The organism is Malikia sp., from assembly GCF_028687635.1.
Lineage (GTDB): Bacteria > Pseudomonadota > Gammaproteobacteria > Burkholderiales > Burkholderiaceae_C > Malikia.
Map to the genome: position 1 here is coordinate 183,384 of NZ_JAQTZS010000002.1, position 22,888 is coordinate 206,271.

Consider the following 22,888-nt stretch of genomic DNA (forward strand, 5'->3'; position numbering starts at 1 on the left):
TTCAGGGATGTGGGGTCACGCTGACGTGTTTGTCGATCCATTCCAGCATCGGACCGTAGACCGATGCGGCCAGCGCGTGCAGCATCGATTCGCCCGTCGGCGTCTGGATCGATTCGAGCGCGTCGAAGTCCGGGAAGCAGCGCGCCAGGCACATCTCCCTGACCTCGGCGTAGTCGGGCCGGAAGGCGCTGCCTTCGTAGGCCTCCTCGGCGTTGCCGTCGCCGGCTAGTGCCAGCGCGGTCTTGAGCGGCAGCGGCAGCGGGCTGCACATGCCTTCGCGCCAGGTCGCCAGCAGCTGGCCCAGCTGCTGCCGGGCTGGCCCGGCCGCCATCGGCGTGATGCGCAGCGTCGCGTCCGGTCCGACCAGCAGGCCGTGCAGCTCACGCCCCGGGTCGGCTCGGTCGGCCTGGCCCGCCGCCGCCAGCGAGCGCAGCCAGGTGTCGAGCAACTTGTCCGGGCGTGGCTGCTGCTTCTTGTCCAGTAGCTTGGCCGGACTCAGCTGCAGCCAGGCGGTCTGCGCCGCATTGCCGTGCAGCGGGTCGATCCAGTCGGTGATTGCCACGCCATCGTGGCCGAATTCGATCGCCAGCCGTGGCGCGGGCGCCGGGAACTCCTCGCAGGCCTGCTGCCAGGCGTTCGCCATCGCTTCGAGCGTCGCCTGCAGCGTCTGCCGCGTCAGCTCGCCAAAGCCCTGCATCGGCAGCACGCCCGAGCGCAGCAGGCGCTCGATGTCGCGCGCGATGCGCTGGCGCAGCAGGCCTGGGTCGGCGACCTTGGGCCAATGCCTGACCTGGGCCGCGATCAGCTGGTGCTGGTCCAGCCCCTCGACCACGAAGGCCTCCACGTCGGCGGCCTCCTCGTCGCGCTCGACAAAGCTCACGCCCAGCCGCTCCTTGAAGAAGGCCCGGGCCGGGTTGCGATAGAAGGAGGCCAGCCGTGGCAGGGTCAGCGGCGTCGCCTGCTCAGGCTGGCGCTGCTGGCGGCTGGCCGCGCCCGCGTCTTCTGGCGGTCCGTTTTCGAGATGCAGGCTGCGCCACTCGGCCGCGTAGGTTTGCAGCGGGATCGCAGCGTCGGGCTGCCGCTCGAAGTAGCGCCGGCTGAAGGGCTGCAGCGGGTGCTCGGTGGTGCGCGATTCGACACAGGACTTGCCCCAGATCGCCGCCAGGTAGTCGCGCAGCTGCGACACCAGCACCGAGGGCGGCTGCACGCTGTTGTCGCGTATGTTCCGGCCGGTCCAGCTGATGTAGAGCGTGCGCCGCGCCGACAGCAGCGCCTCCAGCATGAGCTGGCGGTCGTCCTGCTGGCGCGAGCGGTCGCCCGGTCGCTGCTGGCCCGCCAGGCCCATCAGGTCGAAGTCGCTGCGCGTGCTGCGGCGCGGGTAGTCGCCATCGTTCATGCCGAGCAGGCAGACCACCTCGAACGGCACCGCGCGCATCGGCATCAGCGTGCAGAAGGTCACGCCGCCGGCGCGGAAACGCTTGTCCAGGTCCGGCACATCGAGCGCCTCGATCCAGGACTGGCGCAGGGCATACAGCGGCACCGCCTGCTCGAAGCCGGCCTGCTCGCAGGCCAGCACCCAGGCCGCGAGCGCCTGCTCCAGCGCTTCGAGCACCTGGCCGTCGAGCGCCTCCGCTGGCTTGAACAGGGCCTTGAGCAGGTCGCGGCCGCGCTCGGCCCAGACCACGGGCGTCGCGTCGCTCTCGCAGCGCCGCCACCAGTCCAGCAGGGCGCGCAGCAGGTGCGCGAGCGACCCCGCCAGCTCCGCGTCCAGACCGCCGACCTCGGCATAGGGCTCGATCCCGGCCCAGCCCGCGGCCTGCGGCAGGTCGGCCAGCGAGCCCGCCGCGTAGCCCAGCAGCATGCGGTGCAGGCCGAACCAGGCGCTGTTCTGTTCGCCGCAGGCCTGCAGACCCATCTGCTCGCGCTGCGGCAGGTTCAGCCCCCAGCGTATGCCCGCGCCCGACATCCAGTGCGTGAGCTGGGGCAGCTGCTCGGAGCGCACGCCAAAGCGCCGGGCCACCGCCGGCACCTCCAGCAGGTCCACCAGCTCGCTGATGCGGCAGCGCTGCGCCGGCAGCTGCAGCAGCCATTCCAGCGCCGTCACGATCGGGCTGCTCGACTTGGCGCTCAGGTCGGCGATATCGAACGGGACATGGCGCTTGTCATTGCGCCCGTACTGGCCGAACACCGCGCGGATGGCCGGCGCCATCAGCTCGATGTCGGGCACCATCACCACCACGTCGCGCGGCTGCAGCGCCGGCCGGCCTGGCACGCTTGAACTCAGCATCCGCAGCAGCTGATCGTGCAGGATCTCCAGCTCGCGCACCCGGCTGTGCCCGATGTGGAAGACGATGGAGCGGTCAGCGGCCGGCAGCGGCTCGGGGCTCGCGTCCGGCTGCAATGGTTCCAGCGGCTCCAGGTCCCGGATGCGGTTCTGCACCCGGCCCAGCAGCGGGGTGTCGTCCTGCTCGGGTGACTCGTCGAACAGGTCGATGCGCGCCTGCGGGAAGCGTTGCCGGGTCTCGTCCGCGTCGTCGAAGGCGTCGAGCTGGCGGATGAAGTCGCGGCTCTGGCGACCCCAGGCCGCCAGCAGCGGATGCGCGTGCTGGTGCATGTCCTCCAGCGACACGCCAGACAGCTCGCGCCCCTCGCGCAGCGCATGCCGGCGCCGCTCGGCGCGCAGGAACTCGCGCCCCTCCATGATGTCGCCCCAGTAGTAGCGGCAGGGGTTCGGAATCGCCAGCATCACCTGGCTGTGCCGGCTCAGCGCCGCGAGTGCCTCCAGGGTCGAGGCTGGCATGTGGCTCATGCCAAACACCACCACGCGGCGCGCCACCCGGACGCCCACATCATCCTCACTGTTGAGGCGCTCCAGCGCCTGGCGGTGCAGCTTGGGCCGGATCGTGTCCCGTTGCGTTTCGCTCAGCGTATCGAGCACCGCGCGCCAGAGCTCGGGTTGCCAGGCCTGCTCCGTCGGCACGGGCGCCCGGTTGCCTTGCGCCTGCAGCAGCAGGTCGCGGCCCTCGGCCCAGTCGGCCAGCCAGTCGGAGCGGTAGTTCTGGTACTGGTCGAACAGGTCGGCCAGCTGCTGGGCCAGCTGCAGCTGACGCCTCGGGTCGTCCTGGCGCAGGTAGCGCCTGACGGGCTCGAACGCGGGTGTCGCCAGCAGTCCGGGCAGCACCTGCATCAGGCGCCAGGTCATCGGCAGCTTGTCCAGTGGCGAGTCGCGCGGCACCGCGCGCGGCCCCAGCAGCTCGCGGTAGCTGCGCCACAGGAAGCGCCCGGGCAGCTCGACCCGGGTCGAGCCGCAGACGCCGAGCTGCTGCGCCAGCTCCATCTTGAACCATTCGGCGATGCCGTTGCTCTGCACCAGCACCACCTCCTGTTCCAGCGGGGCCAGCGGGTGCTGCGCCAGCCAGGCGATCACGGCCTGCGCCAGCTCCTCCGAGCGGTTGCCGTGCAGGGCGATGAAGCCGGGTTTCAGTGAGGTTGGCATGGGGCAGGGCGGCGAGTCGATCTGACGGTGATTATCACGGAGCGGCTGACTGGGCTGGCGCGATCTCCGGTGTCGTCACGGGGGTTGCCGCCGGGCGCGTTTGCTCCTCGTTGATGATCTGGTCGATCTTTTCCTGTAACGGATCCACCGGGGTGGGGGCCGGTGGCGGCGTCAGCTCCGGTTCGACCAGATCGGGAACGGCATCGCGCACCGGCACTTCATCCTGCGGCAGCGGGGCCGCCGGTGGCCGGGCCGCTCGCTCGGGCCGTAGCAGCTCGTCCCAGCGCTGCCCCAGCTCCTTCCACATTCCCTGCCACCAGCCTTGCACCCAGTCGCCCGCGCCGCGCCACAGCCGGGTCAGCCAGTTGCTGTCGTCGGGCTCCTCGAAGCGCGCGCGCGGGTCGGCGATGCGCGCGCGCAGCGCCCGCGATGTCAGCTCTCCCACCATCGGCAGCGCGCTGTGCGCGCCCTGGCCCCAATGCTCGCTGCGCAGCGTGATGCGGCTGTCGTTGAAGCCGACCCAGGCGCCCGTGACCAGCTGCGGGTGCATCAGGATGAACCAGCCGTCGGCGTAGTCCTGCGTGGTGCCGGTCTTGCCCGCGACATCGGCCCGGATGCCGTATTGGCCGCGGATCGCGCGGCCGGTGCCGCGGTCGACCACGCCGCGCATCAGGTCATAGAGCGCCCAGGCCTGGTGCCGCGCCAGCACCGTCTCGGGCTTGGCCGGTGCGAACTCCTCCAGCACCCGGCCTTCGCGGTTCTCGATCCGGGTCACGAACACCGGCTCCAGGTAGCCCCCGCCGTTGGCGATCGTGCCGTAGGCGGTCACCATTTCCTTCAGCGTGACCGGGCTGGTTCCCAGCGCCAGCGACGGCACCTCCTTGAGCGGGCTCTGGCGCACCCCCATGGCGCGCGCCAGCTTGGCCACCTTGGCCGGGCCGACCTCCTGCACCAGCTGGGCCGTGATCGTGTTCTTCGACTGGGCCAGCGCCTCGCGCAGACTCATCGAACGCCCGCTCGGCGGGCCGCCGTCGCTCGGGCGCCAGATCTCGCCATGGCCGACGTCGATCTCGACTGCGCGATCCACCCATTTGTCATCCGGACTCAGCCCCTGGCGCAGCGCCTCGCCATAGACGAAGGGCTTGAAGGTCGAGCCCGGCTGGCGCCGCGCCTGCTGCACATGGTCGTAGGCGTCCTGCTCATAGCCGCGGCTGCCGACCCAGGCCAGCACATGGCCGTCTCTGGGGTCGAGCGCCAGCAGGCCGGCCTGCACCCTGGTCTTCTGCGCGCGCAGCCGCTGCATGAAGGCGCGGTCGGTCTGCAGTTGTTTCAGCGCCTGGGCCTCGTCGAGCCCGGTGTCGCGCGCCGCCCGGTATTCGGGCGACTCGATCAGCAGGGCGCGCACCACCGGGTCCTTGGCGTTCCAGGTCCGGCCCCAGGCCGCGTCGGCCACGCCCTGCAGCCGCGCCCCCTGGCGCGCCACCGCCTGGTTGGCCGCCGCCTGCAGGCGCGAGTCCAGCGTCGTGCGCACCACCAGGCCGTCGGCATAGAGGTTGTAGCCCCTGCGGTCGGCCCAGCTGATCAGCCAGCGCCGCAGCTGCTGGGAAAAATGCGGGGCGGCTCCCAGCGGCTCGCTCTGGCGCTCGAACTCCAGCCGCAGCGGTCTTTCCTTCAGCGCGGCGTATTTGGCCGCATCCAGCTTGCCGCGCTTGACCATCTGCGCCAGCACGGTGTTGCGCCGCTGCAGCGCGCGCTCGGGGTTGAGCACCGGGTTGTAGTAGCTGTTGCCCTTGAGCATGCCGACCAGCGTGGCCGCCTGCAGCCGGTCGAGCTCGCCGGCCGAGCGGTCGAAATAGGTGCGTGCCGCCATCTCGATGCCGTAGGCGTTGTAGAGGAAGGGCACCGTGTTGAGGTAGGTCTCCAGGATCTCGTCCTTTGAGTAGACCGCCTCGATCTTGAATGCCGTGATCGCCTCCTTCAGCTTGCGCGTCAGCGTCGGCGCGCGCCCGATCTCCTCCGGGTACAGGTTGCGCGCGAGCTGCTGCGTCAGCGTCGAGCCGCCCTGGCGGTCACCGCCGAAGGTGTGCAGCGCCGACGAGGCGGTGCGCCGCCAGTCCATGCCGAAATGCTCATAAAATCGGTGGTCCTCGGTCGCGACCAGCGCATCGAGCACATGCGGTGCCACATCCTTGAGTTCGATCCAGACCCGGTTCGAGCGCTTGAACTCGACCAGCAGGCGGCTGTCCGCGCTCATCACCTGCGCCGGCCGCTCGGTCGCTGCCTTGCGGATGTCGCTGATCGCCGGTGTGAACGGGATCAGCAGCAGCGCGTAGAGCAGCAGCAAGGCGGGCAGCGCGGCGATGGCGAGCAGCGCGCCGCGCCAGCCCAGGCGGCGCGGCCGGTCGGGCCGCCGCACGAGGGTCAAGCGCGCCTGCGCGATGGCGGGGGCCAGCCAGCCGTGGAGCCGGTGGCAGCGGTGCAGGAGGGCGGGTGGCAGCTTCATGTCGCCGCTATTTTGCGGCCAGTCGGCTCCTATCAAGCGATAACCCGGCCTGCAATGTCATGGGAGCCTGGTCCTATTACGTAATGACTTGTAACCCTGTAGGATGCAAAAACGGTATCAGATTGGCTGATCCCGGAATCATTCAGGCAGGAAGGAAACGCCAAAGTGCCGTCGACGAGTCCGATCTGCGATCCCGAGTCCGATGCCGGGCATTTCCGCATGCTGTTCGACGCGCTGCCCATGCCCGCGCTGCTGCTCGACGGCAAGGGCAGGATCCTGCAAGCCAGCGACCGGGCCTGGGCCTTGCTCGGTTGCGCCGGTGCGACGGGCACGGACCCCTGGTGCCTGCTCAAGGCGCTGTCACGCCACGACCGCGGCAGGCTCAGGAGCATCATCTTGGGTCAGGCCGCTGTCCCATCCGCCGGCAGGCTCGACAGCCTGCAGCTCGATGACGCGGGGCAGGGCGTGCGGCGTGTCGACGCACTCTGGCGCCGGCTCGACGGCGAGGGCCGCCATCGCATCCTGCTGCAGCTGTTCGACCGCAGCGCCGACTTCCTGAGCGGGCGCGACCAGCGCCTGATGCGCAGTCTGCTCGACTGCAGCAACGACAACATCTACGCCTTCGACCTCGAAGGCCGCTGCCTCTACGCCAACCGCAAGGCGCTGGAGCTGATGGGCAACCAGCTCCAGCGTGTCCTGGGCCTGAGCCTGGACAAGATCCTGCCCTTGCACGATGCGATCGTGCACTACCAGGAAAACCAGCAGGTCATCAGCTCGGGCCAGCCCGCCGTGTTTCACCACACCCTGCATCAGGCCGACCGACAGCGCGAGATGCGCGTGCTCAAGTACCCCTTGCGCGGCGCCGACCAGCGCATCTGGGGTGTCGGTTGCGTCTCGCGCGATGTCACGGCCGAGCGCGCGGCAGCACGCGACCAGCTCATGAGCGAGACGGTCTTTCTCCACAGCAACGACGCCATCGTCGTGGCCGACGCGCACGGCCACCTGTTGCGCGCCAATCCCGCCTTCGAGCGCTTGACCGGCTACGGCGCGCTGGCGCTGCCTGGGCGTTTCGCCCTGCTGCTCAGTCAGCATGGCTCGCCAGACGGCGAGCTCGAAGCCCCCATCCTGGAGGACTTGCGCCTGCGCGGGCGCTGGACCGGCGAGGCCCTGCTGCGCACGGCCAGCGGCGTGCAGCTGGTGGTGCGGCTGAGCGTGACCGCGCTGGTCGATGCCAGAGGGAGCGCGCAAGGCTACATGGCCGTCATCAGCGATCTGACCGAGGCGCGTCGCGCCAGCGACGAGATACTGCGCCTGGCCACCACCGACGGCCTGACCGGCCTGCCCAACCGTGTCCTGTTTCAGGATCGCCTGAACCAGGTGGTGTCGCAGGCGCGACGCGAGCGGGAAACCTTCGCGCTGCTGTTTGCTGACCTCGACCACTTCAAGGAAGTCAACGACACGCTGGGCCACGCGGTCGGCGACGAATTGCTGATCGTGATCGCGCACCGCCTGCGCGACGCGGTGCGCGAGATGGACACGGTCGCGCGCCTGGGTGGCGACGAATTCGTCGTGCTGCTGCCCAACATCAACCGCGACCAGGCCCTTGAACTCGCCGCCCGTCTGGTGCACCAGCTGCACGAGCCGATGGTGCTCGACGGCACGCCCGACTATCGGGCCCAGGCCTCGGTCGGCCTGGTCATGTTCCCCGACGACGGCGACAGCGCCGAGGCCCTGTTGCGCCATGCCGATCAGGCCATGTACGCCGCCAAGCGGGCCGGGCGCAACCAGCTGCAAGCCTATACCGCCGAGCTCGGCCATGCCCTGCTCGAAACCTACAGCCTGCACCAGGAGCTGCGCGCGGCGCTCGAACAAGGCCAGCTGGAGGTGTATTGGCAGCCCAAGTTCCGGCTGCACGACATGGCCGTCGTCGGTGCCGAAGCCCTGGTGCGCTGGCAGCATCCCCGCCTGGGCCTGCTCGGCAGCAACGACTTCCTGCAGGTGGCGGTGCAGCACCAGCTGCTGGGCCCGATCGACATCTGGATGCTGCGGACCACGCTGCGCCAGATCGCGGCCTGGGCCGGGCAGGGGCGCTGGCCCGGCCACTGGCGGCTGGCGCTCAACCAGAGCGCCTCCGACCTGCAGCGCCCGGACTGGCTGGACCTGCTGCGCAACCTGCTGGAAGAGCTGGGGCTGGAGCCGTCCTGGCTCGAAATCGAGCTGACCGAGGCGATCTGGGCCCGCCCTTCGCCCGAACTGCTGGAGCGCCTGCGGCAGTTCCGCGACCTGGGCGTGGCGCTGCTGATCGACGACTTCGGTACCGGCTACTCCAGCCTGTCCTACCTCAGCCGGCTCCCGGTCAGCGGGGTCAAGATCGACCAGTGCTTCGTGCGCGGCATGCTCGACCACGAGGGCGACCGCGTGCTGGTCGAGATCATCAGCGAACTGGTCCATCGGCTCCGGCTCGATCTGATGGCCGAGGGCATAGAAACCGAGCAGCAGCGCCAGCATCTGCTGCAGCTGGGCTGTCCGTTGGGGCAGGGCTTCCTGCTCAGCGGGCCACTGCCGCTGGCGGAGTTCGAGAGTCGCTTCCTGCCGCCGTCGGTCGCGCAGGATGCCGCCTGATGCGGCCTGATGCGCGCCTTCAGTCCGGCGCGCGGCTGCTCCATTCGCTGATCAGCCGGAAGCCCACCGCCAGCAGCGCCGGCCCCAGGAAGGCACCGATCACGCCGAAGGCCAGCACCCCGCCGAGCACGCCCATGAAGACCACCGCGAACGGCAGCTTGGCGCCCCGGCTGATGATGAAGGGCTTGATGAAGTTGTCGACCGTGCTGACGACGAAGAAGCCCCAGCTGGCCATGAAGATCGCCCACATCGGGTCGCCCTGCTGGAACAGCCAGAACGCGGCGCCGCCCCAGACCAGCGGCGGGCCGACCGGCACCACAGACAGCAGGAAGGTCACCGCGCCCAGCAGCACCGCGCCCGGCACGCCGGCGATCGCCAGCCCGGTCGAGGCCAGCACGCCTTGCGCCAGCGCGGTGCCGAGCACGCCGTAGATCACGCCGTTGACCGTGCCACGCGTGAGCCCGAGCAGGTGAGAGGCCCTGGCACCGCTGAGCCGCTCCAGCGCGTAGAGCACCCGCTGGGCCAGCGCCTCGCCGTGCAGGTAGAGGAAGAAGGCCAGGAACACCGACAGCGCGATGTCCAGCACCCCGCGGCCCACCAGGGAGCCGGCATCGAGCGCGAAGGACTGCGCCGGCTCGGCCAGCTTGGCCAGCTCCTGCATCAGGCGCTGGCCGTTGTGCGCGAACTGTTGCCAGTAGCGCTCCAGCGCAGGTCCCACCAGCGGCAGGCTGGCGAGCCAGGCGGGCGCATCGGGCAGGCCCTCGCTGACCAGCTTGCCGGTCGAGCGACCGAGCTCGGCGACGTCGTCCGACAGCGCCACCGCCAGCACCACCACCGGCAGCAGCACGACCACGGTCACCAGCAGCGTCATCAGGCTAGCCGATAGCGCCCGCCGCCCGCCCAGCAGCCGGTCCAGCCAGGCGAAGGTGCCCCAGCTGCTGGAGACCAGGATCGCCGCCCAGGCCAGCGAGGTCAGGAACGGCCAGAGCACGAACAGGCAACCCAGGCCGAGCAGGGTCAGCGACAGGACAGCGAGGACGCGATCTGGGGTGCGTGGATTCATCGGCTTAATCTAGCACGGTCTTGGCGCCTTCGAAGCGGGCCGCGTAGTAGCGGTTGCCCAGCCGGTCCATGCGCACGCCGCTGCGCTCGTTGGCCGCGTGCACGAACTGGCCCTGGCCCACGTAGACGCCGACATGCGAGCTCGGCTGGCCCAGGGTGTTGAAGAACAGCAGGTCCCCCGCCTGTAGCGCCGCCAGATCGACCGGACGTGACTGGCGTGACATCGCGGCGGCGTTGCCGCGCAGATCCACGCCGGCGGCCTCGCGAAACACATGGCTGACCAGTCCCGAGCAGTCGAAGCCGCCTTGCGCTGCCTTCCCGCCCCAGCGGTAGCTCTGGTCGAGCATGGACATGGCGTAGAGCGCGACATCGCTGCCCAGTTGGGCGGAATGCTCGGAGCGCACCGTCAGCGTGGACCGGCCCCCGGACGAGGGTGGCGCCGTCGTGCCGCAGCCCTGCAGCAGCAGCGCCATCGCGGTCGCGGTCGCGGCGACCCTATGGATAGGCTTCATGGGGTAATGCTCGAAATGGGGTGATGAAGGATTCTGCTCTGCCCACCTCCAGACGGTCAATCCGTGGGCTGGTGCGATTCCTGCCGCTAGAATCATTTTCATGGCCACTACACCCAAGAATCCGGACCTCAGTCCCTCCGTTCCGGCCGGCGGTGCCGAAGTCGTGCTCGAACGCAAGACCCAGCGCGTCGAGCCGCCCAAGATGTACCAGGTCGTGTTGCTCAACGACGATTTCACGCCGATGGAGTTCGTCGTGCTCGTGCTGCAGGAATACTTCCACAAGGACCGCGAGACCGCGACCCAGATCATGCTCAGGATCCACCTGGAGGGGCGCGGCGTCTGCGGCGTCTTCACGCGCGACCTGGCTACGACCAAGGTCGAGCAGGTGCTGCAGGTGGCCCGCCACCACGGTCATCCGCTGCAATGTCTGGCGGAACCCGTTGAATAAGCCAGGCCAGTCCCCATGTGGCCCTGCAGCGGAGTGAAAAACGCGATAAATTAGAGACACGTTTAAAGGAAGTGCCACATGATTGCCCAGGAACTTGAAGTCAGCTTGCACATGGCCTTCGTCGAGGCGAGGCAGCAGAGGCACGAATTCATCACCGTCGAACACCTGCTGCTCGCCTTGCTCGACAACCCGAGTGCGGCCGAGGTGCTGCGCGCCTGCGCGGCCAGCATCGACGATCTGCGCCAGGCGCTGGCGGCCTTCATCAAGGACAACACGCCCCAGGTCGCCGGCAGCGACGAGGTCGACACCCAGCCCACGCTGGGTTTCCAGCGCGTGATCCAACGCGCCATCATGCATGTCCAGTCGACCGGCAACGGCAAGAAGGAAGTCACCGGCGCCAACGTGCTGGTCGCGATCTTCGGCGAGAAGGACTCGCACGCGGTCTACTACCTGCACCAGCAGGGCGTGACCCGGCTGGATGTCGTCAACTTCATCGCGCACGGCATCAAGAAGGGCGACTCGCCCGAGCAGCCGCCCAAGCCCGCCGAGGGCGGCGCCGCCGAGAACGAGGAAGGCCAGGAGGCCAAGGGCAGCGAGAAAGCCTCGCCGCTGGAGCAGTTCACGCTCAACCTGAACCAGGCGGCCAAGGACGGCAAGATCGACCCGCTGATCGGGCGCGAGTTCGAGGTCGAGCGCGTGATCCAGATCCTGTGCCGCCGGCGCAAGAACAACCCGCTGCTGGTCGGCGAGGCCGGCGTCGGCAAGACCGCGATCGCCGAGGGCCTGGCCTGGCGCATCGTCCAGAAGGATGTGCCCGAGGTGCTGGCCGAGGCCCAGGTCTACTCGCTCGACATGGGCGCGCTGCTGGCCGGCACCAAGTACCGCGGCGACTTCGAGCAGCGCCTCAAGGGCGTGCTCAAGACGCTCAAGGACAAGCCGCACGCGATCCTGTTCATCGACGAGATCCATACCCTGATCGGCGCTGGCGCGGCCTCGGGCGGCACGCTCGACGCGTCCAATCTGCTCAAACCCGCGCTGTCCAGTGGCGCGCTCAAGTGCATCGGCGCGACCACCTTCACCGAGTACCGCGGCATCTTCGAGAAGGACGCCGCCTTGAGCCGCCGCTTCCAGAAGGTCGACGTGGCCGAACCCACCGTGGCGCAGACGATCGACATCCTCAAGGGCCTCAAGAGCCGTTTCGAGGAGCACCACAGCGTCAAGTACGCGAGCGCCGCGTTGCAGGCCGCCGCCGAACTCTCGGCCAAGTACATCAGCGACCGCCACCTGCCCGACAAGGCGATCGACGTGATCGACGAGGCCGGCGCCGCCCAACGCATCCTGGTGCCGTCCAAGCGCAAGAAGATCATCGGCAAGTCCGAGATCGAGGAGATCGTCGCCAAGATCGCCCGCATCCCGCCCGCCAACGTCTCCAGCGACGACCGCAGCAAGCTCGCCACGCTCGAGCGCGACCTCAAGTCGGTCGTGTTTGGCCAGGACAAGGCGCTCGATGCCCTGTCGTCCGCGGTCAAGATGTCGCGCGCCGGCCTGGGCAAGGTCGACAAGCCGATCGGCAGCTTCCTGTTCTCGGGTCCGACCGGCGTCGGCAAGACCGAGGCCGCCAAGCAGCTGGCCTACATCCTGGGCATCGAGCTGATCCGCTTCGACATGTCCGAGTACATGGAGCAGCATGCCGTCAGCCGCCTGATCGGCGCGCCGCCGGGCTATGTCGGCTTCGACCAGGGCGGCCTGCTGACCGAGGCCATCACCAAGAAGCCGCACTGCGTGCTGCTGCTCGACGAGATCGAGAAGGCGCACCCGGCGATCTTCAACGTGCTGCTGCAGGTGATGGACCACGGCACGCTGACCGACAACAACGGGCGCAAGGCCGACTTCCGCAACGTCATCATCGTCATGACGACCAACGCGGGCGCCGAGACCATGAACAAGGCCGCGATCGGCTTCAACAATCCGCGCCAGGCCGGCGACGAGATGGCCGACATCAAGCGCCTGTTCACGCCCGAGTTCCGCAACCGGCTCGACGCCATCGTCAGCTTCAAGCCGCTCGACGAGCAGATCATCCTGCGCGTGGTCGACAAGTTCCTGCTGCAGCTCGAACACCAGCTCGCCGAGAAGAAGGTCGAGGTCACCTTCACCGACGAGCTGCGCCAGCACCTGGCCAAGAAGGGCTTCGACCCGCTGATGGGCGCGCGCCCGATGCAGCGCCTGATCCAGGACATGATCCGCCGCGCCCTGGCCGACGAGCTGCTGTTTGGTCGCCTGACCGAGGGCGGCCGCCTGCGCGTCGACATCGATCTGCAGGATGCCGACAAGCCCGAGGTCAAGCTCGACATCCAGCCGCTGCCCAAGAAGGAAAAGCACGCCAAGGCCGAGCCCGAGGAAGCGGCTGCGGACTGAGCGCCGTTTAGAGCAGCGGCCCGGCCCGCGGGCAGTGTCAGTCAAGCCGGCTCCCCGAGGGGAGCCGCTTGCGTTTCAGGCGTAGACCGGCTGGTGCGAAGCGGTGCGCGTCCTGAGCTCGGCGAGCAACTCGCGGCTGCTCAGCCCCTCGGCCCAGGCCGGGCGCAGCTGGAAATGCGGCCGGTCGACGAAGTCGGTCCAGTTGCCACCCCATTCGAGCCCGAGCTCGCCGCCAAGCAAGCCGACGGCCTGGTATTTCGGCGAGTCACCGAGGTAGCGGCTGCCTTCGAACACACCGATGTCGAAAGCGATGCCGAAGTTGTGGTTCGAGTGGCCGCCACGCGCGTTGGTCACGATCGGGCCAGGCTCGGTGCGCCCGCGCGCATAGAGCGCGTTCTGCTCGGCGTAGCTGCGCGTGCCGCTGATGATCTTGACCGCGATGTCGTGGCTGGCGGCCCGGTGCACCAGCGCGCGCGCGTAGCCCCGCACCTCGGGCAGCAGTGTCGCGATCGCCTTTTCGCTGCGCACGTCGACCGCATTGATCCCGGCCGGCGCTGGCGCAGGCCCGGGCGCTCCGACGATGCGCTGGTAGATTTCGCCCCAGGTCTGCGGCCCGGCCCGGCCGTCGACTGCAACGCCAAGCTTGCGCTGCACCGCTTCGATCATCTCTTCCACTTTCATTGCTGTCTCCCTGTGAGGTCTTGCGACAGATCGCCGCGAGACATCGTAGGAACAGGCTGTTTGCGCGTCAAATAAATCATTTCAATATGAGAAGCATCGATGCGTGGCGCCTGCAGGTCTGAGTGGAGTGCGCCGGCGTGGCGTGCGCATCATTTGCCGGCGAGCAGTTTGCTCTTGTTCAAGTGGTTTTGAGCCAGCCACTGGTCGATCACGGCTGCCGTGGACTCGGCCTGTGATGCGTAGGGCTCCGGCCCGGCTTCCGGGGTCTGGGTCAGGATGTTCCGGATGTCTTCGGCATGCAGTGCTGCCTGCAGGTCGGCCAGTATCGCTTCACGGGCATCGGATGCGCTGGCCTTGCCGGCCAGGTAGCCGGAGTCGAGCATGATCCGGCAGACGGCGCGGGCGAATTCGTAATACAGCCAGCCCTTCTCCCGCCAGTCGCCGCGTATCCTGATCGCCGTGCTGAGTTCGGCCTTCGCCTCTTCCCACGCGGGCGGCGCCTTGTCCTTGAGCGCGAATCCCAGTTGTCCGTGGTTCATGTGGTACTGGTCGTCCGGGTCGTTGTGGATCAGGGCGCGAAAGATCGGAATCGTCAGCGCCATCTTGCCCTTGCTTTCGGAGTCGCGCCAGTTGTCGGCGCGCACCCTCCAGGCCTTGTTGAAGGCCTGAACCCTGACTGATCGCGAGGCCAGCCTCAGGGCCTCGTCGAGCTTGTCCTGCGCGATCGCGGGCAGTTCCGGGCTGGGGTTCAGCTGCCGGTAGACCAGGTTCAGGGCGTTGGCGTCGCGTTCAGCCTGCTGCTTCATGCCCTCGATCTCGCGGGAAGTTTCCTGCTGTACGCTTTCGACCAAAGGCTTCAGACCCTCGACCCGCTGTACGCGTTCGTTGACATCCTCCCCGCCTTAAAGGGCGGGGATTCCTGCTGCCAGACGGCGATGCCCCGCCGCGAGAATGTTCCTGGCCGCGTTCACGTCCCGGTCGTGGACCGTCGCGCACTGGCTGCAAGACCATTCTCTTATTCGCAAACCCGCCCTACCTTTCGGACTGCTGGCGGGGATGGCCCCGCAGCACGAGCAAGTCTGGGTGGAATACGCTTCGTTCACTACCTCGAAGACGATACCGGCCTGATGGCTCTTGTATTCCAACATCGTCTTGAACATGGCCCAGCCCGCATCCAGCGTGGACTTGGCCGTCTGGGTCTTGACCAGCTGGGCGCTGGCCACGTCGCCCACGAAGATGGCGGCGTTCCGTTGCACCAGGGCGGTGCTCAATTGGTGCAGCGCGTCCTGGCGCTGGTTGGCGATCCTGGCGTGGATGGCCTTGACGCGCCGTTTCTTTCTCGCCCGCTGGGCGGTCGCCAGCTTGTGCTCATGTGCCCGGTACCAGCGGCCTTCGATACGCTGGCCATCTGAACAAACAGCCGCCTCCTTGAGGCCCAGATCGATGCCCACGGCTGCCGTGCCCAGGCTCGGTTTTGCTGGTACCTGCACCGCCACGTTGAAGTACCAGCGACCTCGACTGTCTTCGCTGAACGAGCCGGCCCGCAACTCTTAATCCGACAGGCCGTAGCTGTCCCACAAGCCGAACTTGTGGCCGGCGAACTGGATCTGGCCGGCCTTGTAGCGGGCGTGCCCACCCTTGAACGGTATCCAGCCCAGCGAATATTTCGATGACTTGGGGTTCGACACCCGCCAGTGCAGGCGTGAGCGTTTGAACTGCTTGCGCCGGGTGGCGTATTCAGCGCAGACGACTTGCACGGTGCCGCTGCCGATGGCGATGCCGTCGCACTGGCTGAACCCGGCGGTGAGCTTTTGCAGGTCGTAGCCACCGAGCCACTGGTATGGCGCGGGCACTGGTCTCGTTGCAGAAGTTGAACACCTGATTGACCTCGCGGGCCATCGACGACAGCACGCGGGCGTGCTTGTCCTTGATGCGCAGCTGGAGGGTCTTGGTGGCGGTGTTCACGGCGAACATGATAGGGCATGGACTGTGCCGCAGGCTACAGGCCGTGCCGGCCTGATCGCTCGAACCTCGGGCTGAACCCCGAGGCTTGCCGCTCAGTTCTGGTCATTGTCAAGCAATCGGATCGGGTCTTTTGTCACCCGGGAGGTACCGGGATCGAGTCGGCTGGGCTTCCGTCATGAAGGTGGCGCGCAGGGCAGGGGAGCCCGTGAGTCCGTGCATTCGGGTGTCATACTTGGACGATATGAGCGCACTCACCTTCCTCTGGCACGACTACGAAACCTTCGGCATCAGTCCCAGGCGCGACCGCCCGGCCCAGTTCGCCGCCATCCGCACCGATGCCGAACTCAACGAGATCGGCGCGCCGCTGATGCTCTACTGCCGCCCGGCGCCCGACTACCTGCCCGCGCCCGAGAGCTGCCTGATCACCGGCATCACGCCCCAGCGTTGCCTCGAACAAGGCCTGCCCGAGCGCGAGTTCGCCGCGCGCATCGAGGCCGAGCTGGCCCGGCCCGACACCGTCGGGGTGGGCTACAACTCGATCCGCTTCGACGACGAGTTCACCCGCTACCTGTTCTGGCGCAACCTGATCGATCCCTACTCGCGCGAGTGGCGCAACGGCTGTGGCCGCTGGGACCTGCTCGATGTGCTGCGTCTGTGTCATGCGCTGCGACCCGAGGACATCGTCTGGCCGAAGAAACCCGACGGCAAGCCCAGCTTCAAGCTCGAAGACCTGACGCGCGCCAACGGCATCGCGCACGAGGCCGCGCACGACGCGCTGTCGGATGTGCGCGCGACCCTGGCGCTGGCGCGCCTGCTGCGCGCCAAGCAGCCGCGCCTGTTCGATTTCGCGCTGGGACTGCGCGACAAGAAGCGGGTGCTGGCCGAGCTGGGCTTGCCGGCGCTGCCAGCCGAGGCCAGGCCCTTCCTGCATGTCTCGGGCATGCTGGCGCCCGAGCGCGGCTGCCTGGCCCTGATGTGGCCGCTGGCGATGCACCCGGGCAACCGCAACGAGCTGCTGGCCTGGGACCTGGAACATGACCCGCGCGTGCTGCTCGAACTCAGCGCGGCCCAGCTCAGAGAGCGCCTGTTCACGCCCCGGGACGAGCTGCCCGAGGGCGTCCAGCGGCTGGCGCTCAAGAGCATCCACCTCAACAAGTCGCCGATGGTGGTCTCCAACCTGCGCACGCTCAAGGGCGAGATGGCGCGGAAATGGGGCATCGAGCTGGAGCGCGCGCTGCAGCACGCCGAGATCGCGCGCGCGCTGCCCGACCTGAGCGGGCGCTGGAGCGAGGTGTTCGCGCCGCGCGAATCCACCGGCCCGGTCGATGTCGACCAGGACCTCTACGGCAGCTTCCTGAGCGATGCCGATCGCCTGCGCCTGAACCGCCTGCGCGATTGCGACCCGGCCGATCCGGCCTGGCGCGAGGCCGGCTTCGACGATCCGCGCCTGCCCGAGCTGGTGTTTCGCTACCGGGCGCGCAACTTCCCCGAACAGCTGCTGCCCGAGGAGGCGCAGCGCTGGCAGGCGCATTGCCAGGCCCGCCTGCTGCGCGGCGAGGGCGGCTCGCTCAGCGCCGAGGCGCTGCTGGCGCGCCTCGACGAGCTGCAGGAAGCGGCCGCCGAGCGCGAGGACGAACGCGCCGAGGCCATCCTGTCCGAGCTCTACGACTACGCCTGCGCCATCACGCCCGAAGCCTGAGCCAATTCCTGCCCAGTCGGGCCAGGGTCCAAATTACAATAGCCAGTTAAGCACAGCATTTCCATTAGACGAGGTTTTCATGGCAGGGCATTCCAAGTGGGCCAACATCCAGCACCGCAAGGGGCGGCAGGATGAAAAACGCGGCAAGATCTGGACGCGCATCATTCGCGAAATCACGGTGGCCGCGCGCGCCGGCGGCCCCGACCTGAGTGCCAACCCGCGCCTGCGCCTGGCCGTGGACAAGGCCAAGGCCGCCAACATGCCCGCCGACCGCGTCAAGTACAACATCGACAAGGCCTCGGGCGCGCTCGAAGGCATCCAGTACGAGGAAATCCGCTACGAGGGCTACGGCATCGGCGGCGCGGCCATCATCGTCGACACCATGACCGACAACCGCGTGCGCACCGTGGCCGAGGTGCGCCACGCCTTCTCCAAGCATGGCGGCAACCTGGGCACCGAAGGCTCGGTGGCCTTCCAGTTCAAGCATTGCGGCCAGCTGATCTTCGCGCCCGGCAGCTCCGAGGACCAGATCATGGAAGTCGCGCTCGAAGCCGGCGCCGAGGACGTGATCACCGACGCCGACGGCGCGATCGAGGTGCTGACCGCGCCGACCGAGTTCGAGGCGGTCAAGAACGCGCTCGAAGCCGCCGGCCTGACGCCCGAGGTGGCCGAGGTCACCATGCGCGCCGACAACCACATCGAACTGAGCGGCGACGACGCCGCCCGGATGCAGAAGCTGCTCGACGCGATCGAAGACCTCGACGACGTGCAGAACGTGTTCCACAACGCGGAAATCAACGAATGAGCGCGAACAAGATGAAGGTACTGGTGATCGGTGGCGGCGGGCGCGAGCATGCGCTGGCCTGGAAGCTCAAGCAATCCCCGCGCGTGGAGCAGGTCTTTGTCGCGCCGGGCAACGGTGGCACCGCGCTCGACGCCGGCCTGACCAACCTGGCCGTGACGGACGTCGTCGCGCTGCGCGAATGGGCGCAGGCCAATGGCATCGCGCTGACCGTGGTCGGCCCCGAGGCCCCGCTGGCCGCCGGCGTGGTGAATGAGTTCCGCGCCCATGGCCTGCGCATCTTCGGCCCGACCCAGGCTGCGGCCCAGCTCGAAAGCTCCAAGGCGTTCTCCAAGGCCTTCATGAAGCGCCACGGCATCCCGACCGCGGCCTACGAGACCTTCAGCGACCCGGTGCAGGCCCATGCCTATGTGGATCAGGTCGGCGCGCCGATCGTGGTCAAGGCCGACGGCCTGGCCGCCGGCAAGGGCGTGGTCGTGGCCATGAGCCTGGCCGAGGCGCATGAGGCGATCGACTTCATGCTGGTCGACAACAGCCTGGGCGTGACCCACAACGAGGGCGGCGCCCGCGTCGTGATCGAATCCTTCCTGCAGGGCGAGGAAGCCAGCTTCATCGTGCTGTGCGACGGCAAGCACGTCACGGCGCTGGCTACCAGCCAGGACCACAAGCGCCTGCTCGATGCCGACCAAGGTCCGAACACCGGTGGCATGGGCGCCTATTCGCCGGCCCCGGTCGTCACGGCCGAGGTGCACCAGCGCGCGATGGACGAGATCATCCTGCCGACCATCCGCGGCATGGAAGCCGACGGCATCCCCTTCACCGGCTTCCTCTACGCTGGCCTGATGATCGCACCCGACGGCTCGGTCAAGACGCTGGAGTTCAACTGCCGCATGGGCGACCCCGAAACCCAGCCCATCATGATGCGCCTCAAGTCCGACCTGGCCGAGGTGCTGCTGGCCGCCACCGAGGAACGCCTGGATCAGGTCAGCCTGGAATGGGACGAGCGTTTTGCCATGGGCGTGGTGCTGGCCGCGGCCGGTTATCCGATGAGCCCGCGCAAGGGCGATGCCATCACCGCGCTGCCAGTCGACCGCGACGATGCCGTCGTCTTCCATGCCGGTACCGCCATGAAGGATGGCCAGGTCGTGACCTCGGGCGGCCGCGTGCTGTGTGCCACCGCGCTGGGCCATGGCGTGGCCGAGGCGCGCTCACGTGCCTACGAGCTGGTCGCGCGCGTGGCCTTCGACGGCATGCAATACCGCCAGGACATCGGCTACCGGGCCCTGGGCAAATGAGCCAGTCGCCAACGCAGATCATGCGCGACTACCTGCTCGGCCTGCAGCAGCGCATCACCTGGGCGGTCTCCGAGATCGACGGCAAGGCCTTCCTGTCCGACGGCTGGGAGAAGGCGCCAGGCGACAAGCTGCAGGGCAACGGCGTCACGCAGATCCTGGAGGACGGCCATGTCTTCGAGCGCGCCGGCTGTGGCTTCTCGCATGTCTCCGGTTCTGCGCTGCCGCCCTCGGCCACGCAGCACCGTCCCGAGCTGGCCGGCGCGCCGTTCGAGGCCATGGGTGTCTCGCTGGTGTTTCACCCGCGCAACCCCTATGTCCCCACCGTGCACATGAACGTGCGCATGATCACCGCCATCCCGGTCGGTGGCGGCGCGCCCGTGGCCTGGTTTGGCGGTGGCATGGACCTCACGCCGTTCTACGGCTTCGAGGAGGATGCCGCCCATTTCCACCGCACCTGCAAGAACGCGCTGGCCCCTTTCGGTGACGACAAGTACCCGCGCTTCAAGACCTGGTGCGACGAGTATTTCTTCCTGGCGCACCGCAACGAGCAGCGCGGCATCGGCGGCGTGTTCTACGACGACTTCTCCGAACTCGGCTTCGAGGGCGGCGCCGCCATGACGCGCGCGGTCGGCGACGCTTTCCTGCATGCCTACCTGCCGATCGTCGAGCGCCGCAAGGGGATCGAATACGGCGAGCGCGAGCGCCAGTTCCAGCTCTACCGGCGTGGCCGCTACGTCGAGTTCAACCTGGTCTGGGACCGTGGCACCCATTTCGGTCTGCAGTCGGGCGGGCGCACCGAATCGATCCTGCTGTCGATGCCGCCGCTGGTGCGCTGGTCCTACCAGGAGCAGCCGGCCGCCGGCAGCCCCGAGTCCCGCCTTTACCGTGACTTCCTGCCGCGCCGGGACTGGGTGTGAGCGAGTTGACCGCGCAAAGTCCGCAGCGCCCGCTGCGGGTCGGCATGTTCGGCGGCGCCTTCGATCCGCCGCATTGGGCGCATCGCGCCCTGGCCGAGACCGCGCTGCAGCAGCTCGAACTCGACCAGCTGCACATCCTGCCGACTGGCCAGGCCTGGCACAAGACCCGGGTCCTGACGCCGGCCGAACACCGTGTCGCCATGTGCGAGCGCGCCTTTGCCGGCCTGCCCCGTGTGTTGGTCGATCAGCGCGAAATCAGGCGCGACGGCCCGAGCTACACCGCCGACACGCTGGCCGAGCTGGCGACCGAATATCCGGGTGCCCGGCTGTTCCTGATCCTGGGTGCCGATCAGTTGCTGGCCTTCAAGACTTGGGTTCGCTGGCAGGAAGTGTTACAGTGCGCGACCTTGGCGGTGGCCAGCCGGGGCGTTAACATCGGCGCCGAGGCCGTCTCCGACAGCCAGCTGGCGCAGGACCTCAGCGGGGTGGACATTCCCTTCACTCGGCTTGGCATGCCTCTGCACAACCTGAGCGCCACCGCCGTTCGCGCGCAAGTCCAGGGCCGCAGCCGCCGCTATCCCGATCTAGATGTGCTGGTGCCCGAGGGCGTCGCGCACTATATTTCCGAACATCACTTATACCGACACGCTACATGAGCGAAACAGCCGACAAGAAAAAGATCCAGAAACTCCAGCGCGCCATCGTCGACGGCCTCGAGGACGTCAAGGCGCTGGACATCCAGGTCTTCAACACCGAGGGATTGTCGCCGCTGTTCGAGCGCGTGATCATCGCCAGCGGCAGCACCAACCGCCAGACCCGTGCGCTCGCCGCCAGCGTGCGTGACGCCGTGCGCGAAGCCGGCTTCGACAAGCCGCGCATCGAGGGCGAGGAAAACGGCGAATGGATCATCGTCGACTGTGGCCAGGCCGTGGTCCACGTGATGCAGCCGACCATCCGCCAGTACTACCGCCTGGAAGACCTCTGGGGCGAGGTGCCGGTGCGTCTCAAGAGCAACGAGGCCCGTGGCAAGGCCGCGCGCGCCGCCGCCGAGAAGTCCAACCTGGCTTCGGCGCGCAAGGCCGGCCTCAAGACGGGCGCGCAGTCCGAGGTCGAGGCGGTTTCGCCCGCCCAGGCCGCCAAGAAGGCCACCCGCGCCGCCCGCAAGACCACCGACAGCGCCGCTGCCGTGACCGACGAGCCCAAGAAAGCCCCGGTGCGCAAGGCCGCCAAGACGGTCAAGACCGGTGGCGGCTCGGCCGCACCGGCGGCCAAGAAGGCGCCGGTCCGCAAGGCCGCTGCCAAGAAGGTTCAGGTCGTCAAGGTCGGCGAGCCGGTCAAGAAGCCTGCGCCCAAGCGCGCTGCTCCCAAGAAGGCATGAAGCTCGTGATCGTCGCGGTCGGGCAGCGCATGCCCGACTGGGCGCAGACCGCCTACGACGATTTCGCCAAGCGCTTCCCGCCCGATTGCCGGGTCGAGATCAAGACCGTCAAGACCGAGCCGCGCGGCTCCAAGACGCTCGAGACCCTCTATGCCGCCGAGCGCGCGCGCATCGAGGCCGCGATCCCCAAGGGCGCGCGCATCGTCGTGCTCGACGAGCGCGGCAGCCAGCTGACCACGGTCGCGCTGGCGCGCCAGCTGAAGAGCTGGCAGCTCGAAGGCGACGATGTCGCGCTCGTGATCGGCGGCCCCGACGGTCTGGAGCCCGAGTTCAAGACCAAGGCGCAGATGCGCATCCGGCTGTCCGACATGACGCTGCCCCATGCCTTCGCGCGCGTGCTGCTGATCGAGCAGCTCTACCGCGCCTGGTCCATCAACGCCAACCATCCCTACCACCGCGAATGAGCACCAATCCGCCCTGGCTCTACCTGGCCTCGCAGAGCCCGCGCCGGCGCCAGCTGCTCGAACAGTGGGGCGTGCGCTGTGAACTGCTGCTGCCCGACCCGCAAGAGGACGCCGAAGGCCTGGAGGTCGTGCGCCCGAACGAGGCGCCCGCGACCTATGTCAAGCGAGTCACCCGGCTCAAGCTGCTGCACGCGGTCGAACGGTTGCAGCGGCGCGGCCTGCCAGACGGCCCGGTGCTGTGCGCCGACACCACGGTCGCGCTCGGGCGCCAGATCCTCGGCAAGCCCGAAAGCCCTGAGCATGCGGCGCAGATCCTGCGCCAGCTCTCGGGCCAACGGCACCAGGTGCTGACCGCGGTCGCGCTGGCGCACCAGGGGCAGATCCACCAGGGCCTGAGCCGCTCGACGGTGCTGTTCGCACCCTTGAGCGAGGCACGGATCGCGCATTACGTCGCCAGTGGCGAGCCCGTGGGCAAGGCCGGCGCCTACGGCATCCAGGGCCTGGCCGGTCTGTTGATCGAGCGCATCTCCGGCAGCTACACGGGCATCATGGGCCTGCCGGCCTACGAGACCGCCCAACTGCTGGCCCAGGCCGGCCTGGAACTGATCTAAGCCCACCGGAGACTCGCC

Annotated in this window: 19 protein-coding genes; 11 read left to right on the plus strand and 8 right to left on the minus strand. The window is 68.2% G+C overall.

The genetic code is table 11. The annotated features are described in order from the left end of the window. Position 1: 1 nt before the first annotated feature. Together recC and PHR85_RS02270 are read right to left on the minus strand one after the other, a co-directional pair. A complete protein-coding gene (gene recC, locus PHR85_RS02265; RefSeq protein WP_300049886.1) occupies positions 2-3,496 on the minus strand; it encodes an exodeoxyribonuclease V subunit gamma in 3,495 nt (1,164 codons plus the stop codon). Positions 3,497-3,530: 34 nt separating this feature from the next. Next, positions 3,531-5,999: a transglycosylase domain-containing protein gene (locus tag PHR85_RS02270; protein ID WP_300049887.1), complete on the minus strand. Its 2,469-nt coding sequence runs from the start codon at positions 5,997-5,999 to the stop codon at positions 3,531-3,533. A 165-nt stretch (positions 6,000-6,164) separates the two neighbouring features. Between PHR85_RS02270 and PHR85_RS02275 the strand changes: the two genes are divergently transcribed. Then, positions 6,165-8,621, plus strand: coding sequence for an EAL domain-containing protein (locus PHR85_RS02275; protein ID WP_300049889.1), 2,457 nt, complete (start codon positions 6,165-6,167; stop codon positions 8,619-8,621). Positions 8,622-8,640: 19 nt separating this feature from the next. Here PHR85_RS02275 and PHR85_RS02280 read toward each other — a convergent pair whose 3' ends face one another. Continuing rightward, the gene (locus PHR85_RS02280; protein ID WP_300049891.1) at positions 8,641-9,684 is read right to left on the minus strand and encodes an AI-2E family transporter; all 1,044 of its coding nucleotides are present in this window, start codon (positions 9,682-9,684) and stop codon (positions 8,641-8,643) included. A gap of 4 nt (positions 9,685-9,688) precedes the next feature. Beyond that, a complete protein-coding gene (locus PHR85_RS02285) occupies positions 9,689-10,195 on the minus strand; it encodes a C40 family peptidase (protein ID WP_300049894.1) in 507 nt (168 codons plus the stop codon). 100 nt (positions 10,196-10,295) lie between these two features. Between PHR85_RS02285 and clpS the strand changes: the two genes are divergently transcribed. Further along, positions 10,296-10,643: an ATP-dependent Clp protease adapter ClpS gene (gene clpS, locus PHR85_RS02290; RefSeq protein WP_300049897.1), complete on the plus strand. Its 348-nt coding sequence runs from the start codon at positions 10,296-10,298 to the stop codon at positions 10,641-10,643. A gap of 78 nt (positions 10,644-10,721) precedes the next feature. Then, positions 10,722-13,058 (plus strand): ATP-dependent Clp protease ATP-binding subunit ClpA, encoded by a 2,337-nt coding sequence (gene clpA / locus PHR85_RS02295; protein WP_300049899.1) that lies wholly within the window; start codon positions 10,722-10,724, stop codon positions 13,056-13,058. Between the two features lie 75 nt (positions 13,059-13,133). Here the strand turns inward: clpA and PHR85_RS02300 are convergent, their stop codons facing one another. The 4 genes from PHR85_RS02300 to PHR85_RS02315 form a co-directional block, all read right to left on the minus strand. Continuing rightward, positions 13,134-13,739, minus strand: coding sequence for a M15 family metallopeptidase (locus tag PHR85_RS02300; RefSeq protein WP_300049901.1), 606 nt, complete (start codon positions 13,737-13,739; stop codon positions 13,134-13,136). 149 nt (positions 13,740-13,888) lie between these two features. After that, the gene (locus PHR85_RS02305; protein WP_300049903.1) at positions 13,889-14,590 is read right to left on the minus strand and encodes a hypothetical protein; all 702 of its coding nucleotides are present in this window, start codon (positions 14,588-14,590) and stop codon (positions 13,889-13,891) included. A gap of 51 nt (positions 14,591-14,641) precedes the next feature. Then, entirely contained in the window at positions 14,642-15,286 is a 645-nt protein-coding gene (locus tag PHR85_RS02310) for a transposase (RefSeq protein WP_300049905.1), read from the minus strand. 3 nt (positions 15,287-15,289) lie between these two features. Further along, on the minus strand, positions 15,290-15,592 hold the full coding sequence (locus PHR85_RS02315; protein ID WP_300049907.1) for a hypothetical protein: 303 nt from the start codon (positions 15,590-15,592) through the stop codon (positions 15,290-15,292). A gap of 353 nt (positions 15,593-15,945) precedes the next feature. Between PHR85_RS02315 and sbcB the strand changes: the two genes are divergently transcribed. The 8 genes from sbcB to PHR85_RS02355 all read left to right on the plus strand — a co-directional run bounded on the left by sbcB (position 15,946) and on the right by PHR85_RS02355 (position 22,870). Continuing rightward, positions 15,946-17,403 (plus strand): exodeoxyribonuclease I, encoded by a 1,458-nt coding sequence (gene sbcB, locus PHR85_RS02320; protein ID WP_300049910.1) that lies wholly within the window; start codon positions 15,946-15,948, stop codon positions 17,401-17,403. Positions 17,404-17,482: 79 nt separating this feature from the next. Then, positions 17,483-18,208, plus strand: a complete 726-nt coding sequence (locus PHR85_RS02325) for a YebC/PmpR family DNA-binding transcriptional regulator (protein WP_300049911.1) — start codon at positions 17,483-17,485, stop codon at positions 18,206-18,208. An 11-nt stretch (positions 18,209-18,219) separates the two neighbouring features. Beyond that, positions 18,220-19,500, plus strand: a complete 1,281-nt coding sequence (gene purD, locus PHR85_RS02330; RefSeq protein ID WP_300050064.1) for a phosphoribosylamine--glycine ligase — start codon at positions 18,220-18,222, stop codon at positions 19,498-19,500. Next, on the plus strand, positions 19,497-20,417 hold the full coding sequence (hemF, locus tag PHR85_RS02335; RefSeq protein WP_300049914.1) for an oxygen-dependent coproporphyrinogen oxidase: 921 nt from the start codon (positions 19,497-19,499) through the stop codon (positions 20,415-20,417). Before purD ends, hemF begins: the two co-directional genes overlap by 4 nt. Further along, positions 20,414-21,073 (plus strand): nicotinate (nicotinamide) nucleotide adenylyltransferase, encoded by a 660-nt coding sequence (gene nadD / locus PHR85_RS02340; RefSeq protein ID WP_300049916.1) that lies wholly within the window; start codon positions 20,414-20,416, stop codon positions 21,071-21,073. The genes hemF and nadD overlap by 4 nt, the downstream gene beginning before the upstream one ends. Continuing rightward, positions 21,070-21,795, plus strand: a complete 726-nt coding sequence (gene rsfS / locus PHR85_RS02345; RefSeq protein ID WP_300049917.1) for a ribosome silencing factor — start codon at positions 21,070-21,072, stop codon at positions 21,793-21,795. The genes nadD and rsfS overlap by 4 nt, the downstream gene beginning before the upstream one ends. Next, entirely contained in the window at positions 21,792-22,259 is a 468-nt protein-coding gene (gene rlmH / locus PHR85_RS02350; protein WP_300049919.1) for a 23S rRNA (pseudouridine(1915)-N(3))-methyltransferase RlmH, read from the plus strand. Before rsfS ends, rlmH begins: the two co-directional genes overlap by 4 nt. Beyond that, on the plus strand, positions 22,256-22,870 hold the full coding sequence (locus PHR85_RS02355; protein ID WP_300049921.1) for a nucleoside triphosphate pyrophosphatase: 615 nt from the start codon (positions 22,256-22,258) through the stop codon (positions 22,868-22,870). Before rlmH ends, PHR85_RS02355 begins: the two co-directional genes overlap by 4 nt. Positions 22,871-22,888 lie beyond the last annotated feature (18 nt).

What these genes read in the sequence shown, in the direction of transcription:
- sbcB (WP_300049910.1), top strand. Translation starts at nt 15,946, where the DNA reads ATGAGCGCACTCACCTTCCTCTGGCACGACTACGAAACCTTCGGCATC.
- PHR85_RS02325 (WP_300049911.1), top strand. Translation starts at nt 17,483, where the DNA reads ATGGCAGGGCATTCCAAGTGGGCCAACATCCAGCACCGCAAGGGGCGG.
- rsfS (WP_300049917.1), top strand. Translation starts at nt 21,070, where the DNA reads ATGAGCGAAACAGCCGACAAGAAAAAGATCCAGAAACTCCAGCGCGCC.
- clpS (WP_300049897.1), top strand. Translation starts at nt 10,296, where the DNA reads ATGGCCACTACACCCAAGAATCCGGACCTCAGTCCCTCCGTTCCGGCC.
- PHR85_RS02270 (WP_300049887.1), bottom strand. Translation starts at nt 5,999, where the DNA reads ATGAAGCTGCCACCCGCCCTCCTGCACCGCTGCCACCGGCTCCACGGC.
- rlmH (WP_300049919.1), top strand. Translation starts at nt 21,792, where the DNA reads ATGAAGCTCGTGATCGTCGCGGTCGGGCAGCGCATGCCCGACTGGGCG.
- clpA (WP_300049899.1), top strand. Translation starts at nt 10,722, where the DNA reads ATGATTGCCCAGGAACTTGAAGTCAGCTTGCACATGGCCTTCGTCGAG.
- PHR85_RS02280 (WP_300049891.1), bottom strand. Translation starts at nt 9,684, where the DNA reads ATGAATCCACGCACCCCAGATCGCGTCCTCGCTGTCCTGTCGCTGACC.
- PHR85_RS02355 (WP_300049921.1), top strand. Translation starts at nt 22,256, where the DNA reads ATGAGCACCAATCCGCCCTGGCTCTACCTGGCCTCGCAGAGCCCGCGC.
- PHR85_RS02300 (WP_300049901.1), bottom strand. Translation starts at nt 13,739, where the DNA reads ATGAAAGTGGAAGAGATGATCGAAGCGGTGCAGCGCAAGCTTGGCGTT.
- recC (WP_300049886.1), bottom strand. Translation starts at nt 3,496, where the DNA reads ATGCCAACCTCACTGAAACCCGGCTTCATCGCCCTGCACGGCAACCGC.
- PHR85_RS02285 (WP_300049894.1), bottom strand. Translation starts at nt 10,195, where the DNA reads ATGAAGCCTATCCATAGGGTCGCCGCGACCGCGACCGCGATGGCGCTG.
- purD (WP_300050064.1), top strand. Translation starts at nt 18,220, where the DNA reads ATGAAGGTACTGGTGATCGGTGGCGGCGGGCGCGAGCATGCGCTGGCC.
- hemF (WP_300049914.1), top strand. Translation starts at nt 19,497, where the DNA reads ATGAGCCAGTCGCCAACGCAGATCATGCGCGACTACCTGCTCGGCCTG.